At 67.6% G+C, this 16,948-nt stretch carries 14 protein-coding genes; 13 read left to right on the plus strand and 1 reads right to left on the minus strand.

What is annotated here, in order from left to right:
• The 10 genes from murD to V6M37_RS10050 all read left to right on the plus strand — a co-directional run.
• A partial coding sequence (gene murD / locus V6M37_RS10005; protein WP_332672824.1) for a UDP-N-acetylmuramoyl-L-alanine--D-glutamate ligase occupies positions 1-1,312 on the plus strand: 1,312 nt, incomplete at its 5' end.
• A complete protein-coding gene (ftsW, locus tag V6M37_RS10010; RefSeq protein WP_332672826.1) occupies positions 1,309-2,538 on the plus strand; it encodes a putative lipid II flippase FtsW in 1,230 nt (409 codons plus the stop codon). The genes murD and ftsW, both read left to right, overlap by 4 nt.
• Positions 2,535-3,617 carry an undecaprenyldiphospho-muramoylpentapeptide beta-N-acetylglucosaminyltransferase gene (gene murG, locus V6M37_RS10015; protein ID WP_332672828.1) on the plus strand — a complete coding sequence of 361 codons (1,083 nt, stop codon included), beginning with the start codon at positions 2,535-2,537 and terminating at the stop codon, positions 3,615-3,617. Before ftsW ends, murG begins: the two co-directional genes overlap by 4 nt.
• Entirely contained in the window at positions 3,614-5,029 is a 1,416-nt protein-coding gene (gene murC / locus V6M37_RS10020) for a UDP-N-acetylmuramate--L-alanine ligase (protein ID WP_332672830.1), read from the plus strand. The genes murG and murC overlap by 4 nt, the downstream gene beginning before the upstream one ends.
• Before the next feature lie 29 nt (positions 5,030-5,058).
• A complete protein-coding gene (locus tag V6M37_RS10025; protein WP_332672832.1) occupies positions 5,059-5,973 on the plus strand; it encodes a D-alanine--D-alanine ligase in 915 nt (304 codons plus the stop codon).
• Entirely contained in the window at positions 5,966-6,802 is an 837-nt protein-coding gene (locus V6M37_RS10030; protein WP_442881010.1) for a cell division protein FtsQ/DivIB, read from the plus strand. The genes V6M37_RS10025 and V6M37_RS10030 overlap by 8 nt, the downstream gene beginning before the upstream one ends.
• Positions 6,799-8,028 carry a cell division protein FtsA gene (gene ftsA / locus V6M37_RS10035; RefSeq protein WP_332672836.1) on the plus strand — a complete coding sequence of 410 codons (1,230 nt, stop codon included), beginning with the start codon at positions 6,799-6,801 and terminating at the stop codon, positions 8,026-8,028. Before V6M37_RS10030 ends, ftsA begins: the two co-directional genes overlap by 4 nt.
• A gap of 142 nt (positions 8,029-8,170) precedes the next feature.
• The gene (gene ftsZ / locus V6M37_RS10040) at positions 8,171-9,310 is read left to right on the plus strand and encodes a cell division protein FtsZ (protein ID WP_332672838.1); all 1,140 of its coding nucleotides are present in this window, start codon (positions 8,171-8,173) and stop codon (positions 9,308-9,310) included.
• Between the two features lie 194 nt (positions 9,311-9,504).
• Entirely contained in the window at positions 9,505-10,425 is a 921-nt protein-coding gene (gene lpxC, locus V6M37_RS10045) for a UDP-3-O-acyl-N-acetylglucosamine deacetylase (RefSeq protein ID WP_332672840.1), read from the plus strand.
• An 8-nt stretch (positions 10,426-10,433) separates the two neighbouring features.
• Positions 10,434-10,622, plus strand: coding sequence for a hypothetical protein (locus V6M37_RS10050; protein WP_332672842.1), 189 nt, complete (start codon positions 10,434-10,436; stop codon positions 10,620-10,622).
• Positions 10,623-10,627: 5 nt separating this feature from the next.
• Here the strand turns inward: V6M37_RS10050 and V6M37_RS10055 are convergent, their stop codons facing one another.
• Positions 10,628-11,062, minus strand: coding sequence for a DciA family protein (locus V6M37_RS10055; protein WP_332672844.1), 435 nt, complete (start codon positions 11,060-11,062; stop codon positions 10,628-10,630).
• A 161-nt stretch (positions 11,063-11,223) separates the two neighbouring features.
• On the opposite strand from V6M37_RS10055, the gene secA reads away from it, so the two are divergent.
• The 3 genes from secA to argJ all read left to right on the plus strand — a co-directional run bounded on the left by secA (position 11,224) and on the right by argJ (position 16,894).
• On the plus strand, positions 11,224-13,950 hold the full coding sequence (gene secA / locus V6M37_RS10060) for a preprotein translocase subunit SecA (RefSeq protein WP_332672846.1): 2,727 nt from the start codon (positions 11,224-11,226) through the stop codon (positions 13,948-13,950).
• Positions 13,951-14,038: 88 nt separating this feature from the next.
• Entirely contained in the window at positions 14,039-15,565 is a 1,527-nt protein-coding gene (locus V6M37_RS10065) for an HDOD domain-containing protein (RefSeq protein ID WP_332672848.1), read from the plus strand.
• Between the two features lie 90 nt (positions 15,566-15,655).
• Positions 15,656-16,894, plus strand: a complete 1,239-nt coding sequence (argJ, locus tag V6M37_RS10070; RefSeq protein ID WP_332672850.1) for a bifunctional glutamate N-acetyltransferase/amino-acid acetyltransferase ArgJ — start codon at positions 15,656-15,658, stop codon at positions 16,892-16,894.
• Positions 16,895-16,948 lie beyond the last annotated feature (54 nt).

Here is a 16,948-nt window from a genome sequence, read left to right on the forward strand (position 1 = left end):
CGCGCGGCTGCGCGTCGCGGACACCCGCGCGGCGCCGCCGGGGCTCGAGGCGCTGCGCGCCGCGGCCCCGTCGGCCGAAGTCGTCGCGGGTCCGTTGTCCGACGCGCTGCTCGACGGCATCGATCTCGTCGCGCTCAGTCCCGGCATCGACTCGCGCATCGCGCTTCTCGCCGCAGCACGCCGGCGCGGCGTCACGATCGTCGGCGAGATGACGCTGTTCGCGGACGCGCTCAACGCGCTCGGCGTGCGCAAAAACACGTGCATCCTCGCGATCACCGGCACGAACGGAAAGACGACGACGACGACGCTTGCGGCTGCGCTGTGCAAAGCGGCCGGCGTGGACGCCGTTGCCGCCGGCAACATCAGCCCGGCTGCGCTGACGGTGCTGATGGACCGCCTCGACGGCGGAGGTCGCCTGCCCGAATGCTGGGTGCTCGAACTGTCGAGCTTCCAGCTCGAGACGGCCGGGGGTCTGGACGCCGACGCGGCGACCGTCCTCAACGTCACCGACGACCATCTCGACCGGTACGCCGATCTCACGGCTTATGCGGCGGTGAAGGCGCGGATCTTCGCCGGCGACGGCGTGCAGGTGCTCAACCGGCAGGATCATCGCGTCATGGCGATGCGGCTTCCCGGCCGGCAGGCGGTGTCCTTCGGGACCGACACGCCGCCGGGTCCGGATGATTTCGGCGTCGCCGCGGCCGAAGACGGCGTCTGGCTCGTACACGGGGACGAGCGCCTCGTGCGGATGGACGATTTGAAGATCGCCGGGCTGCACAACGCCGCGAATGCGCTCGCCGCGCTCGCGCTCGGAACGGCGATCGGTCTGCCGCGCGACGCGATGATCGCCGGCCTGAAGGCGTTCCGGGGCCTGCCGCACCGGGTCGAGCCGGTTGCTCGGCGCGCCGACGGAGTCGTGTTCTACGACGACTCGAAGGGCACGAACGTCGGTGCGACCCTCGCCGCGCTCGAAGGGCTCGGGCGGGCCGTCGTGCTGATCGCCGGCGGCGACGGCAAGGGGCAGGATTTCGCGCCGCTGCGCGACGCGGTTGCGCGTCATGCGCGCGCGGTAGTGCTGATCGGCCGTGACGCGCCGCTGATCGAAGCGGCGCTCGACGGCTCCGGCGTCCCGGTCGAGCGCGCCGCCGACATGGACGCGGCCGTTTCGCGGGCCGCCGTCAGCGCGCAACCCGGCGATGCCGTCCTGCTGTCGCCGGCCTGCGCAAGCCTCGACATGTTCCGCAACTACGCGCATCGGGCGGAAGTGTTCGTCGCCGCGGTGCGACGCGTGCCGGGAGTCGCGGCGGAATGAAGCTCGTCTCGACACTTTCCGGGCTGTTTGCGGCACGCGAGACGAACGGCGGCGTACAGACCAGCCGCGCGGTCGACCGGCTGACGCGTCCGTCCGAGGCGCTGCGCGAACTCGATCCATGGCTGATCTGGTCGTCGGCCGGCTTGCTGCTGATCGGCATGGTCATGGTCTATTCGTCGTCGATCGCGATGGCCGAGGGCAGCAAGTTCACCGGCTACCAGTCGCATTACTTCCTCACGCGCCACGCGCTCTTCCTCGCGGTCGGCGTCGGCGCCGGGCTCGTCGCGTTCCAGCTGTCGATGCGTCAGTGGCAGCGGTTCGCGCCGTGGCTCTTCCTCGCAGGAGTCGTGCTGCTCGCGGTCGTGCTGATCCCCGGCGTCGGGCGCGAAGTCAATGGCGCGCAGCGCTGGCTGCCGCTCGGCTTCGTCAACCTGCAGCCGTCCGAACTGATGAAGCTCTTCGTCGCGCTCTACGCGGCGGACTACACGGTGCGCAAGCTCCCCGACATGGGGAGCTTCCGGCGCGGCTTCCTGCCGATGGCGATCACGATCGTGCTCGTCGGCTTCCTGCTGCTGCGCGAGCCCGATTTCGGCGCCTTCGTCGTCATCACCGCGATCGCGTTCGGCGTGCTGTTTCTCGGCGGTATCAACGTCCGTGTGTTCGCGCTGCTCGCGCTCGTCGCGCTGATCGGCTTCGTGCTGCTCGTATGGCTGTCGCCTTACCGGCGCGACCGCCTGTTCGGCTTCATGGACCCGTGGCAGGACGCATTCGGCAAGGGCTACCAGCTGTCGCACGCGCTGATCGCGTTCGGCCGCGGCGAATGGGTCGGCGTCGGACTCGGCGCGAGCGTCGAAAAGCTCTTCTATCTGCCCGAAGCGCACACGGACTTCCTGCTCGCCGTCATCGCGGAGGAACTCGGCTTCGCCGGCGTGCTGCTCGTGATCGCGCTGTTCGCGATCCTGATCCATCGCGCGCTGATCATCGGCCGCGAGGCGGTGAAGCTCGAGCGTTACTTCCCGGGCCTCGTCGCGATGGGCATCGGCCTGTGGATCGGCGTGCAGTCCTTCATCAACATGGGCGTCAACATGGGCCTGCTGCCGACGAAGGGCCTGACCCTGCCGCTGATGAGCTTCGGCGGCTCCGGCATCGTCGCGAACTGCCTCGCGCTCGCGATCCTCCTGCGCATCGACTGGGAGAATCGCCAAGTCATGAGGGGGCGCTCATGACGACCCTGCTCGTGATGGCGGGCGGCACCGGCGGGCATATTTTCCCCGGGATCGCGGTTGCCGAAGAACTGCGCAAGCAGGGGTGGCGCATCGTCTGGATGGGCAACCCGGACGGGATGGAAGCGCGCCTCGTGCCGCAGCGCGGCTATGACGTCGCGTGGGTCCGGTTTGGCGCGCTGCGGGGCAAGGGCCTGCTGCGAAAGCTGCTGCTGCCGGTGAATCTGCTGCATGGGTTCTGGCAGGCGCTCGTCGAACTGCGCCGGATCCGGCCGGACGTCGTCCTCGGCATGGGCGGCTACGTGACCTTTCCGGGCGGCATGATGGCCGCGCTCCTCGGGCGACCGCTCGTGCTGCACGAACAGAACTCGGTGGCGGGGCTCGCGAACCGCGTCCTTGCGGGCGTAGCCGATCGCGTGCTGTCGGGGTTTCCGAAGACCTTGAAGAAGGCCGGCTGGGTCGGCAATCCGGTGCGGGCCGACATCGCCGCGGTCGCCGAACCCGCCGAGCGTTTCAAGGGGCGCAGCGGGCCGCTGAAGCTGCTGGTCGTCGGCGGGAGTCTCGGGGCCGCGGTGCTGAACGAAACCGTGCCGCAGGCGCTCGCGCGGATGCGGCCGCAGGCACGGCCGCGCGTCACGCATCAGGCGGGCGCGAAGCAGATCGATGCGCTGCGCGCCGCGTACGCGGCTGCGGGTGTGGAGGGCGAACTGGTGGCGTTCATCGACGACATGGCGTCGAAGTACGCCGAGGCCGATCTCATCGTCTGTCGCGCCGGGGCGCTGACGGTCGCGGAACTGGCGGCGGTCGGGGCGGCGAGCCTGCTGGTGCCGTTTCCGTACGCGGTCGATGACCACCAGACCGGCAACGCGCGCTTCCTCGCCGATCGCGGCGCCGCATATTTACTGCCGCAGCCGGAACTCGACGCCGAACGGCTCGCGGGCATTTTCGAGACTCTCGACCGCGCGCGGCTGCAGGACATGGCGACGAAAGCGCGCGCGCTGGCGAAGCCGCATGCCGCCGAGGCCGTCGCGCGCGTCTGCGAGGAACTCGCTTCCGGCACGAGGCCGGGGAGAAAACCGTGAAACACAAGGTCAAGCACATCCATTTCGTCGGCATCGGCGGCGCCGGCATGAGCGGGATCGCCGAAGTGCTGGTGAACCTCGGCTATACCGTCAGCGGTTCGGATCTCGGTGAGAACGCGGCGACGCGGCGGCTGCGGGCGCTGGGCGCGCGCGTCCTGACCGGCCACTCCGCTGAGAACATCCTCGACGCCGACGCCGTTGTGATCTCGACGGCGGTGCGCAACGACAACCCCGAGGTCGTCGCGGCCCGCGCGCGCCACGTCCCGATCGTGCCGCGCGCGCAGATGCTCGCCGAGCTGATGCGCCTGAAGCACGGGATCGCGATCGCGGGCACGCACGGCAAGACGACGACGACTTCGCTCGTCGCGAGCATCCTCGCGGAAGGCGGCATGGACCCGACTTTCGTGATCGGCGGCAAGCTCAACGCCGCGGGCGCGAATGCGCGGCTCGGCAAGGGCGACTTCCTCGTCGCCGAGGCGGACGAATCCGACGCGTCGTTCCTGCTGCTGACGCCGGTGATCTCAGTCGTGACGAACATCGACGCCGACCACATGGACACCTACGGCCACGACTTCGCGCGGCTCAAGCAGGCGTTCGTCGACTTCCTGCAGCACCTGCCGTTCTACGGCGTCGCCGTGCTGTGCGACGACGACCCGCACGTGCGCTCGATCATGCCGCTCGTGTCGAAGCAGATCGTTCGCTACGGCCTGTCGGAGAGCGCGACGATCCGGGCCGAGAACGTGCGCGCCGAAGGCGGACGCATGCTGTTCGAAGTCGTGCGCGTCAACGGGTCCGAAACCCGGCTCGCGATCGAACTGAACCTGCCCGGGATGCACAACGTGCTGAATGCGCTCGCCGCGATCGCGGTCGCGACCGAACTGCAGGCGCCGGATGACGCGATCGTGAAGGCCCTGGCGGAATTCCGCGGCGTCGGCCGCCGCTTCCAGCGCTATGGCGAAGTCGCGCTGCGCGACGAGCGCGGCGTCGAGCGGGGCAGCTTCACGCTGGTCGACGACTACGGCCACCATCCGGTCGAGATGGCGGCGACGCTCGCCGCCGCGCGCGGGGCCTTCCCCGGGCGCCGGCTGGTCCTCGCCTTCCAGCCGCACCGCTACACGCGCACGCGCGACTGTTTCGAGGACTTCGTCAAGGTGCTGTCGACGGTCGACGCGCTGTTGCTCGCGGAAGTCTATGCCGCGGGCGAAGCGCCGGTCGTCGCCGCCGACGGGCGTTCGCTCGCGCGCGCGATCCGCGTCGCCGGCAAGGTCGAGCCGGTGTTCGTCGAGGATATCGACGAGATGCCGGCGACGATCCTTGCGGCGGTCCAGGACGGCGACGTGGTGATCACGATGGGGGCCGGTTCGATCGGAGCCGTGCCCGGGAAATTGACGAGTGGCGAGGAGCCGGCGTGAGCGGCGCCGGGGTTGCGAACGGAATGACGATGAACCGCAAAGTGGGAAAGGTGGCGGTGCTGCTCGGCGGCACGTCGGCGGAACGCGACGTGTCGCTGATGTCGGGCAACGCGGTGCTCGCCGCGCTGCAGGCCGCCGGGGTCGACGCGCACGGATTCGACCCGGCGGAGCAGGATCTGCACGTGCTGAAGGAGCAGGGTTACGAGCGCGCCTTCATCGCGCTCCACGGTCGCGGCGGTGAGGACGGCACCGTTCAGGGCATGCTCGAACTGCTGAAGATTCCCTACACCGGCAGCGGCGTGATGGCGTCGGCGCTCGCGATGGACAAGTGGCGCACGAAGATGGTGTGGGCGGCGTGCGGGCTGCCGACGCCGCGCTACGCGATTCTGACTGCCGACACCGACTGGAATGCGGTCGTCGCCGACCTCGGGTTGCCGATCTTCGTCAAGCCGGTGCACGAGGGTTCGAGCATGGGTGCGACGAAGGTCGTCGAGGCCGGCCAGCTGAAGGCCGCGTGGGAGCTCGCCGCGCGCTTCGACGATCTCGTGATCGCCGAGGAATTCATCAGGGGCGCCGAACTGACGATTCCGTTCCTCGACGACCGCGCGCTGCCGGTGATCCGCATCGAGGCGCCGGGCGGCAAATACGATTACCAGAACAAGTACTTCACCGACGACACGCGCTACCTGTGCCCGAGCGGCCTGCCGGCCGAACAGGAGCAGGCGCTGCAGGCGCTCGTGATGAAGAGCGCGCAGGTCCTGGGCTGCCGCGGCTGGGGGCGCGCCGACCTGATGCTGACCGACGACGGCCTTCCGTACCTGCTCGAGATGAACACCTCGCCGGGCATGACCGGTCATTCGCTCGTGCCGATGGCGGCGAAGGTCGCCGGCATGGACTTCGCCAAGCTGTGCCTCGCGATCCTCGACGGTGCGCGCCTTGGCTGACTACCGCCCCCGCTCCGCGACCGCCGAAGGCGGATCCGACATCCGCCGGGCGCCGTCGCGCGCGCGCGAACGCGAGGGCCTGTGGCACAAGCCGGGGGTGCTGAATCTCGTCTCCGACCTGCTGATGCTCTTCGCGGCGGTCGCGCTCGGGTATGCGCTCGTCGTCTGGTTCATGTCGCGGTCGCTGTTTCCGCTGCGCGAAGTCGTCGTGCTGACGCCGACGGCGCAGGTCACGAGCTCGCAGCTCGAATACGCGGCGCGCACGGCGATCCGGGGGAACTTCTTCTCGGTCGACCTCGAAGCGGCGCGGGCGAAATTCGAGAAGCTGCCGTGGGTACGGCGCGCCGAGGTACGGCGGCGCTGGCCGGACGTCCTCGAACTGCGGCTCGAGGAGCATCAGGCGATGGCGTACTGGACGGTGTCCGACAGCGGCGAATCGCAGCTCGTGAATAAGCAGGGCGAAGTCTTCGTCGCGGCGAGCAACGCCGACATGCCTGCGTTCTCGGGCCCGCAGGGGTCGGCCGCTTACCTGCAGGCGAAATACCACGAGTTCAACCAGACGCTCGCGCCGCTCGGCGTCCGCCTCGTCGGTGTCGCATTGTCCGCGCGCGAAGCGTGGCAGCTGCAGCTCGCCGACGGCATGGTCATCGTCCTCGGCCGCGACCAGGAAAAGGCCCCGATCGACGAACGGCTCGAACGCTTCGTCTCGGCGTGGCCCCAGGCGCAGGAAAGCATCGGTGTACAGGTCGCGATGGCGGATCTGCGCTATCCGAGCGGATTCGCCCTCACTCCCGTGGCGGAAGAAAAAGGATCGAAAGGCAAGAAATGACGAAGGAATACAAGGACCTGATCGTCGGACTCGATATCGGCACCGCGAAGGTCACCTGCATGGCCGCCGAGGCGCGGCCCGACGGGCGCCTGAACGTGATCGGGCTCGGGACGCAGCCGACGAGCGGCCTCAAGCGCGGCGTCGTCGTAAACATCGAGGCGACCGTGGACGCGATCTCGCGCGTCATCCAGGAAGTCGAGCTGATGGCCGAATGCAAGATCCGCGACGTCTACACCGGGATCGCCGGCAGCCACATCAAGAGTTTCAACTCCAACGGCATGGTCGCGATCAAGGACAAGGAGGTCACGCCGATGGACGTCGAGCGCGTGATCGAGGTCGCGCGCGCGATGCCGATTCCGGCCGAACAGCAGATCCTCCACATCCTGACGCAGGAATTCATCATCGACGGCCAGGGCGGCGTGCGCGAGCCGATCGGCATGAGCGGCGTGAAGCTCGAGGTCAAGGTGCACATCGTCACCGGCGCGGTGTCGGCGGCGCAGAACGTCATCAAGTGCGTGCGCCGCTGCGGGCTCGAAGTGATGGACCTGATCCTGCAGCCGCTCGCATCGAGCTACGCGGTGCTGACCGAGGACGAGAAGGACCTCGGCGTGTGCCTCGTCGATATCGGCGGCGGCACGACGGACATCGCGGTGTTCACGCACGGCGCGATCCGGCACACCGCGGTGCTGCCCGTCGCCGGCGACCAGATCACCAACGACATCGCGATGGCGCTGCGCACGCCGACGTCCGAGGCCGAGGAAATCAAGATCCGCCACGGCGTCGCGATGCACACGCTCGCCGATCCCGAAGAAATGATCGAGGTGCCCGGCGTCGGCGACCGGCCGCCGCGTCCGCTGTCGCGGCAGCGGCTCGCGGACGTCATCGAGCCGCGCGTCTCCGAGCTCTTCGAACTCGTGCAGGCCGAGCTGCGCCGCAGCGGCTACGAGGAGCTGCTGTCGTCGGGCATCGTGCTGACCGGCGGCTCGTCGGTGATGGCCGGCATGGTCGAGCTGGGCGAGGAAGTGTTCCACATGCCGGTGCGCGTCGGGTCGCCGCAGTACGCGGGCGGACTGGCAGATGTCGTGTGCCACCCGCGCTACGCGACGGCGATGGGGCTCGTGTTGGAGGGGTATGCGCAACGCCGGCGCGGGATTCTCGCGCGGGAGACGCGCAGCGTCCGGCAGATGTTCGGGCGCATGAAATCGTGGTTCGAGAAGAATTTCTGACAGGGCGGACGAGTGGTCCGAAAAATTTGAAATGAGTACCTGGGGCGGGCCCGCATTTAGTAATAAGATGCGCGGTTTCTACTAGATATGTGCCCGGTCGGGGATTCAGGTCGCAACAGCAGTATTACAGGAGGCGCGGCAAATGTTTGAAATCGTTGAGAAGGAGCAGACCGGCACGATCATCAAGGTGGTCGGCGTCGGCGGGGCCGGCGGCAATGCCGTCGATCACATGATTCGCGAGGGCGTGCACGGCGTCGAATTCATCGTCGCGAACACCGACGCGCAGGCGCTCAAGCGCTGCCTCGCGCCGAACAAGATCCAGCTCGGCAGCTCCGGCCTTGGTGCCGGCTCGAAGCCCGAAGCCGGCCGCGCCGCGGCGCAGGATTCGCGCGACGCGATCGCCGCCGCGCTCGACGGTGCGCACATGTGCTTCATCACCGGCGGCATGGGCGGCGGCACCGGCACCGGCGCGGCGCCGGTGGTCGCCGAGATCGCGCGCGAGATGGGCATCCTGACCGTCGCGGTGGTCACGAAGCCGTTCGACTTCGAGAACCGCCTGCGCGTTGCCGAGAGCGGCGTCGAGGAACTGACCCGCCACGTCGACTCGCTGATCATCGTTCTCAACGACAAACTGCTCGAAGTCTATGGCGACGACGCCGGCTTCGAGGACTGCTTCCGCTCGGCCGACAACGTGCTGCGCAGCGCCGTCGGCGGCATCGCCGAAATCATCAACGTGCCCGGCCTCGTCAACGTCGACTTCCAGGACGTCCGCACCGCGATGGGCGAGATGGGCCGCGCGATGATGGGTTCGGCCGAAGCGTCGGGTATGGACCGCGCACGGATCGCCGCCGAGCAGGCCGCGGTGAGCCCGCTGCTCGAAGGCACCGAACTGTCGGGCGCGCGCTGCGTGCTAATCAACATCACCGCGAGCCGCTCGCTGAAGATGTCGGAGGTGCGCGACGCGGTGAAGACCGTGCAGGCCTTCGCCGCGCCGGAAGCCTTCGTCAAGTACGGCACGGTGTTCGACGAGTCGATGGAAGACACCGTCCGCGTGACCGTCGTCGCGACCGGTCTGGGCGCGCCGCGCTCGGCGCGTCAACCGGTGATGCAGATCGTGCAGGGCACCGGCACATACGGGCCGGCGATGGGCACGATGAATACCGCGAACCTCGACGTCCCCGCGGTAATCCGCAGTGGCCGCCGCACGACGGTCGAAGCGATGAGCGCGAACGGCATGGGCACCTACGACATCCCGGCGTTCCTGCGCAAGCAGGCCGACTGAGTCGGCCGGCCCTCGCGCCCACGGGCGCCTCGATGCGGATCGCTGCCTCCGGTCCGCACCGGGCGCCCGTCGTCATTTCCCCCGGCGTCGTGCTGCCGGCGCAACGCAGTGTTGCGCTTTGAGCTGCAACGGACGGCGATCCGGCAGGTCGAACCGGCGTGATAAACTGCTGGCGTGAAACAGGAAATTAACAAATGATGCGGCAGCGAACCCTCAAATCGATCGTCAAGGCTACCGGCGTCGGACTGCACGGCGGACGCAAGGTCCAGCTCGTGCTGCGCCCCGCGGCGCCGAACACCGGGATCGTCTTCCATCGCGTCGACGTGACCCCGCCGATCGACCTGCCTGCCGATCCGTACGCGGTCTGCGACACCCGGATGTGCTCGGGACTCGAGCGCGACGGCGCGAAAGTCGGCACCGTCGAGCACCTGATGTCGGCACTGGCCGGTCTGGGTATCGACAATCTCCATGTCGACGTCGACGCCCCCGAGATTCCGATCCTCGACGGCAGCGCCGGGCCGTTCGTCTTCCTGCTGCAGTCGGCCGGCATCGAGGAACAGAAGGCGCCGAAGCGCTTCCTGCGCGTGAAGAAGGCCGTCGAATACCGCGAAGACGACAAGTGGGTCCGGCTCGAACCATACGACGGCTTCCGCCTCACCTTCTCGATCGTCTTCAATCACCCCGCGATCGACAAGACGTCGACGAGCGTGACCGTGGATTTTGCCGAGCAGTCATACGTGCGGGACGTCGCCCGCGCACGGACTTTCGGCTTCATGCAGGATGTCGACATGATGCGCGCCAACGGCCTCGCGCTCGGCGGCAGTCTGGACAACGCGATCGTGATGGACGAATACCGCGTGCTGAACGCCGACGGGCTGCGCTACGTCGATGAGTTCGTCAAGCACAAGGTGCTCGATGCGATCGGCGACCTCTACCTGTGCGGTCACCCGCTGCTCGCGGCCTACAGCGCACACAAGTCCGGTCACGCGCTGAACAACCAGATCCTTCGGGTGCTGCTCGAGGATCGTTCGGCGTGGGAGATCGTCACGTTCGAAAAGACGGCCTCGACGCCCCCGGCAGTGACCCATCAGTTCGAACTGGTGCCCGCAGGCTGAGCGGGCCAATGCTCGTCATCCGGCTGTTCGGCGTCCTCGCGCTGATCGGAATCGGCGGTTCGCTGATCGCCTGGATGCTTACAGGCAACCTGCGCTATCGCCTGTGGGCGTGGAATTTCTTCCGCGCCGGGCTGATCGTCGTGTTCGTGTTTCTCGCACTGTTGGCGCTGGAGCGGGTCTTTCTTCCGCTCGCGTGAGCGTTTCAGCCGGCGCGACTGCGCGCGATCAACCGTTCGAGCGATTCGCGCAGCGGTGAATCCGCCGGCAACGACTCCGAAAAATCGGCAAGACTGCGGCGCCCGGCGTCCGACAGCTTCCGCTCGGGCGGCGGGCGCAGCGCGTCCTGCTGCTCGATGATCCTGACCTTGACCTGCACGCTCTTGACCGGCAGTCCGGCGGCGGCAAACTGCTCCGCCAGCGTCGGCGCGATCTGCTTCAGTCGCGCGGCGACGGCGCCGCCGTCGGCGAGCAGCACGAGCATGTCCCCCTTCAGGTTCGCGACCGAGCACGCGGCCGCGAGCGACGGCGGCACGTGCTGTTCGAGCACCGTCTGCAGCCGCCGCAGGCGGGCGGCATGGTCGCGAAGCCGCGCGAGCGCGTCGCCGCTGCCGAGAAAACGGTGGATCAACTGAGTCATCGATGGGTGTCCATATCGCCGCCGATGGTAGGGACCGCGCGGCCCCGGCGCAAGCGTTCATAAGGCACACGCCGCTTGACGTAGCGCACCGTCCGCAACCGGCCCGGATACGACCCCCATGCTAAACTGCTGCCTTTGCCGAATCGACCCACCGACACCCCATGATCTCCGGCCTTCTCAAGAAAATCTTCGGCAGTCGCAATGACCGCCTGATTCGCCAGTATTCGCAGACCGTCCGCGCGATCAACGCGCGTGAGCCGGAGATCTCGGCGCTCTCCGACGAGGCCCTGAAGGCGAAAACCACGGAGTTCAGGCAGCGTGTGGAGAACGGCGAGTCGCTCGACAGCCTTCTGCCGGAGGCCTTCGCGGTCGTGCGCGAAGCCGGCAAGCGCGTGCACGGCATGCGGCATTTCGATGTGCAGCTGATCGGCGGCATGGTGCTGCACAACGGCAAGATTTCCGAGATGCGGACCGGTGAAGGCAAGACGCTCGTCGCGACGCTGCCCGCTTATCTGAATGCACTCACCGGCAAGGGTGTCCACGTCATCACGGTGAACGACTACCTCGCGAGCCGCGACGCGGACTGGATGGGACGGATCTACGGCTTCCTCGGCCTGACGACGGGCTGCAACCTGTCGCGCATGGCGCACGCGGAGAAGCAGGCCGCGTACGCGGCCGACATCACGTACGGCACGAACAACGAGTTCGGCTTCGACTATCTGCGCGACAACATGGTGTATTCGGTCGGCGAACGGGTACAGCGCGGGCTGAACTTCGCGATCGTCGACGAGGTGGATTCGATCCTGATCGACGAGGCGCGCACGCCGCTCATCATTTCCGGTCAAGCCGAAGATCACACGGAGCTCTACCTCAAGTTGAATCAGGTCCCGTCGACGCTGACGCAGCAGGAAGGCGAGGGCGACGACGTAACGAAACCGGGCGACTACACGCTCGATCTGAAGGCGCGGCAGGTGCTGCTGACGGAGCAGGGGCACGAAAACGCCGAGCAGATCCTGACCCGCATGGGCCTGCTCGCCGAGGGCACGAGCCTCTACGACCCGGGCAACATCCTGCTGGTGCATCACCTGTACGCCGCGCTGCGGGCGCACGCCCTGTATCACCGCGACCAGCACTACGTCGTGCAGAACAACGAAGTCGTGATCGTCGATGAATTCACCGGCCGCCTGATGGCCGGGCGCCGCTGGTCGGACGGCCTGCACCAAGCGGTCGAGGCAAAGGAAGGCGTGCGCATCCAGGCGGAGAACCAGACGCTCGCGTCGATCACCTTCCAGAATTACTTCCGCATGTACGGCAAGCTCGCCGGCATGACAGGGACGGCCGACACCGAAGCATTCGAGTTCCACTCGATCTACGGCCTCGAAACCGTCGTCGTGCCGACCAATCGGGCGATGGTCCGCAAGGACGAGAACGACAAGGTCTATCGCACCGCGCAGGAGAAGTGGGACGCGGTGATCGCCGACATCCGCGGCTGCGTCGAGCGCGGTCAGCCGGTGCTGGTCGGCACGACGTCGATCGAGATCAACGAGTTCCTGTCGGGCGAGCTGAACCGCGTTAAGCTGCCGCACCAGGTCCTGAACGCGAAGCAGCACGAGCACGAAGCCGAAATCGTCGCGCAGGCCGGCCGCCCGGGCGTCATCACGATCGCGACGAACATGGCCGGCCGCGGCACCGACATCGTGCTCGGCGGCAGCATCGAACGGCAGATCGCGGCGATTCGTGCGGACGCGGCGCACGGCGACGAGCAGAAGGAATCGCGCATCGCGGCGATGCGCGACGACTGGAAGAAGGTGCACGAGCAGGTGCTCGCCGCGGGCGGCCTGCATATCATCGGCACCGAACGACACGAGTCCCGCCGCATCGACAACCAGCTGCGCGGCCGCGCCGGCCGCCAGGGCGACCCGGGCAGCTCGCGCTTCTACCTGTCGCTCGAAGACCCGCTGATGAAGATCTTCGCCGGCGAGCGCCTGAATGCGATCATGGTGCGGCTGAAGATGCCCGAGGGCGAGGCGATCGAGCACGCGATGGTGACGCGTTCGCTCGAATCCGCGCAGCGCAAGGTCGAGCAGCGCAACTTCGACATCCGCAAGCAGCTGCTCGAATACGACGACGTCGCCAACGACCAGCGCAAGGTGATCTACCAGCAGCGCAACGAGCTGCTCGCCACCGACGACATCTCCGAGACGATCCGCGCGATGCGCCAGGGGGTGCTGCACGACACCTTCCGGATTCACGTTCCGGCCGAGACCGTCGAGGAGCAGTGGGACGTCCCGGCGCTCGAACAGGCGCTGGCCGCGGAGGTCCAGCTGCGCGTGCCCGTCGGCCAGTGGATCAAGGAGGAGCCCAACCTCGACGACGAGACGATCCTCAAGCGGATTCTCGAAGCCGGCGAGGAGGCGTACGCGACGAAGGTCGCGCAAGTCGACGCGGCCGCGTGGCATCAGTTCGAGCGCAACGTGATGCTGCAGAGCCTCGACACGCACTGGCGCGAGCACCTTGCGGCGCTCGACCACCTGCGGCAGGGTATTCACTTGCGCGGCTACGCGCAGAAGAACCCGAAGCAGGAATACAAGCGCGAAGCGTTCGAACTCTTCGAAACCCTGCTCGACACGGTGCGGGCGGATGTTTCGAAACTGCTGATGACGGTCCAGGTGCGCACGGAGTCGCAACTCGAAGAAGTCGAGACGCCGCCGGAGCTCGACAACGTGCAGTATCAGCATGCGGACTACGATGAGGCGCTCGGGGGGGGCGACGGTCGCGCCGCCGTCGCCGTCGCGCCGACCCATGTCGGCCCGAAAGTCGGTCGCAACGACCCGTGCCCGTGCGGATCGGGCAAGAAGTACAAGCATTGCCATGGCAAGCTGAGCTGACACGTCATGATGAACGCAGCGGGGCGGCACGGCCGTCCGGATGGCCGACACGGCGCCGCTCCCCGAGGCGACAGTTCCGGGTTCGAGCATGGCGAAAGGCGCTGACGAGGTTCCGCACAAGCCGGGCCCGGCGCTGTACCCGGAACTCTCGCTCGGCGTACCGGAGGGGGCGCTGCCGGCCGGCCGGCGCGAGAAGCGGACACTCGCGCATTGGGTCACCCATATCCGCGAGCAGGAAATGCCTGCGCTCGGCGCGACCGTCGCGCTGATCCACGCGGTGGCCGACGACGAAAAGGCTTCGACGAACCGCCTCGCGCAAGTCATCCTGCAGGATGCGGCGATGACGGCGAAAGTGCTCAAGCTCGCGAACAGCGCGCTGTACAACCCCTCACGCCAGTCGGTAAGCACGATTAGCCGGGCGATCGTGGTCCTCGGATTCAACGCCGTGGTCGAAATCGCGGTCGCGATCCGGCTCGTCGACGCGCTGCTCGCCGGAGGCGTCCGCAAGCGCGTGATCGAGGAGATGGCACGCGGCTTTCACGCCGCCGTCCAGGCCCGGTCGCTCGCCGGAATGCGTCGGGACGGGCGGAGCGAAGAAGTGTTCATCGCCGCGCTGCTGTCGCGGGTGGGCGACATGGCGTTCTGGTGTTTCGGCGGCGGCGCCGCGCAGCGTCTCGACGAGGTTCTGAACGCGGGTGGCCAGACGGTGGACGAAGCACAGATGAGCGTGCTCGGCTTTCGTCTGCGCCAGCTCACCGCGGGCCTCGCGCGTGAGTGGAAACTGGGGCCGTTGCTACTGTCTGTCGTCGAGGGCGGCGGTCGCGGCGGGTCGGAGCAGGCGATCGTCTTCGGCCAACGACTGGCGATCGAAGTCGAGAGCGGTTGGGATGCGCCCGGAACGCGCAAGCTGATCGAGGAAATGTCCTCGTTCGCCGGCGCGTCGCCGGAGGCGTTGCGCGAGACGCTCGCCGAGAACGGCATGGAGGCCGCGCGGATCGTCAGCTATTTCGGCGCGCCCGAGGTCGCGCACCGTATCCCGCAGGCGGGGCCGGTCGCGGCAGAAGAGCCGGTCGCGGCCGAAGACGCGTTGGCGCCCGATCCGCATCTGCAACTCAGGATCCTGCGCGAAATTTCCGGGCGGATCGCCGCCGGGGCGAACCTCAACGAGATCCTGAACCTCGTCCTCGAAGGCATTTACCGCGGAGTCGGTTTCGACCGGGTCCTGTTCGCGCTGTTGTCCCGGAACCGTCTGCAGCTGATCGGCAAGACAGCGCTCGGCGCCGGCGCCGAAGCGCTGCGCCAGCGCTTCATCTTTTCGCTCGACGACACGCCCGGCGACCTGTTCAACGAGTTCTTTCACAATCCTCGCGCGCTGTGCCTCGGCCCGGGGCAAAGTCCTGCGACGCTCCGCGTCGATCGATTGCAACTCGTCACGACCACCACCCTTGCCTGCATCGCCCCGATCCAGGTCCAGGGGCGCGCGATCGGCATGTTCTACGCCGACCGGCTGAACCCCGGGGGCAGTCTCGATGACGAAACCTTCGAAGCTTTTCAGTTGTTCGCACAGCAGGTCTCGCTCGCCGTGACCGCAGCGGCTTCGACGCGACAAACCTAGTAAGACGTTGCCGCCGCGGGGCGGCGCCATGAATCGACCTTCCCAATCCGGGGTTTCCGCGAAACCTCGACCAGAACATGGAGAACTGCCGTGCCCGTCAATCTGCCCGCCTTGCAGGCTGCCGACCTCCTCCCGGTCCCGGGCGTCCGCCTCGGGGTCGCCGAAGCCGGAATCCGGAAAGCGAACCGACGCGACCTCACGCTGATCGAACTCGCTGCCGGCAGCCGGGCGGCGGGCGTCTTCACGCTCAACCGTTTCTGCGCGGCGCCCGTGCAGTTGTGCAAGCAGCACCTTCCGGGCGGCGGGATCCGTGCGCTGGTGATCAATACCGGCGTCGCGAACGCGGGCACCGGCGAGCAGGGCCTCGCGAACGCGCACTCGACGTGTGTCGAGGTCGGGCGCCTGCTGGGCATCGCCCCGGCGCAGGTGCTGCCGTTCTCCACCGGCGTGATCCTCGAGCCGCTGCCGGTCGACCGGCTCGTCGCCGGGCTGCCCGCGGCGCTGGCGGACTTGCGCGGCGACGGCTGGTTCGACGCGGCGCACGCGATCATGACGACCGACACCGCGCCGAAGGCGGTGTCGCGCCAGATCCGGATCGGTGGGCGCACGGTGACCTTGACCGGCATCAGCAAGGGCGCCGGCATGATCAAGCCGAACATGGCAACCATGCTCGGTTTTCTCGCGTGCGACGCTTCGGTCGCCCAGCCGCTGCTCGATTCGCTCGCGAAAGAGGCCGCAGAGGTGTCGTTCAACAGCATCACGATCGACGGCGATACCTCGACCAACGACTCGTTCATCCTCATCGCGACGGGCCAGGCCGGCAACGACGAAATCGCCGACCCGCTCGGTCCGGATTTCCACACGCTGCGCGAAGCAGTCATCGACGTATCGATCCGGCTCGCCCAGGCCATCGTGCGCGACGGCGAGGGCGCGACGAAGTTCATCACGATCGCTGTCGAAGGCGGAGCGGACCGCGACGAGTGCCGCAAAGTGGCCTACGCGATCGGGCAATCGCCGCTCGTCAAGACGGCGTTCTTCGCGTCCGACCCCAACCTCGGCCGGATCCTCGCGGCGATCGGCTATGCGGGCATCACCGATCTCGACGTGGACGGCTTGCGCGTCTGGCTCGGCACGGCGAACGAGGAAGTGTTGGTTGCCGAACGGGGCGGGCGCGCGGCGACCTATCGCGAGGAGGACGGCGCGCGCGTCATGAAGGAGGCCGAAATCACGATTCGCGTCGATCTGGCACGCGGCCAGGCCGGCGCGATCGTCTGGACCTGCGACTTCTCGTACGACTACGTGAAGATCAACGCGGATTATCGCAGCTAGGCAAAGAAGCTCGCCGGTTCCGCGGCTTGCGAAACTCCGGGGCGAGGCGGAATT

Origin of the sequence: Aromatoleum sp., from assembly GCF_036675785.1 — a bacterium.
Lineage (GTDB): Bacteria > Pseudomonadota > Gammaproteobacteria > Burkholderiales > Rhodocyclaceae > Aromatoleum.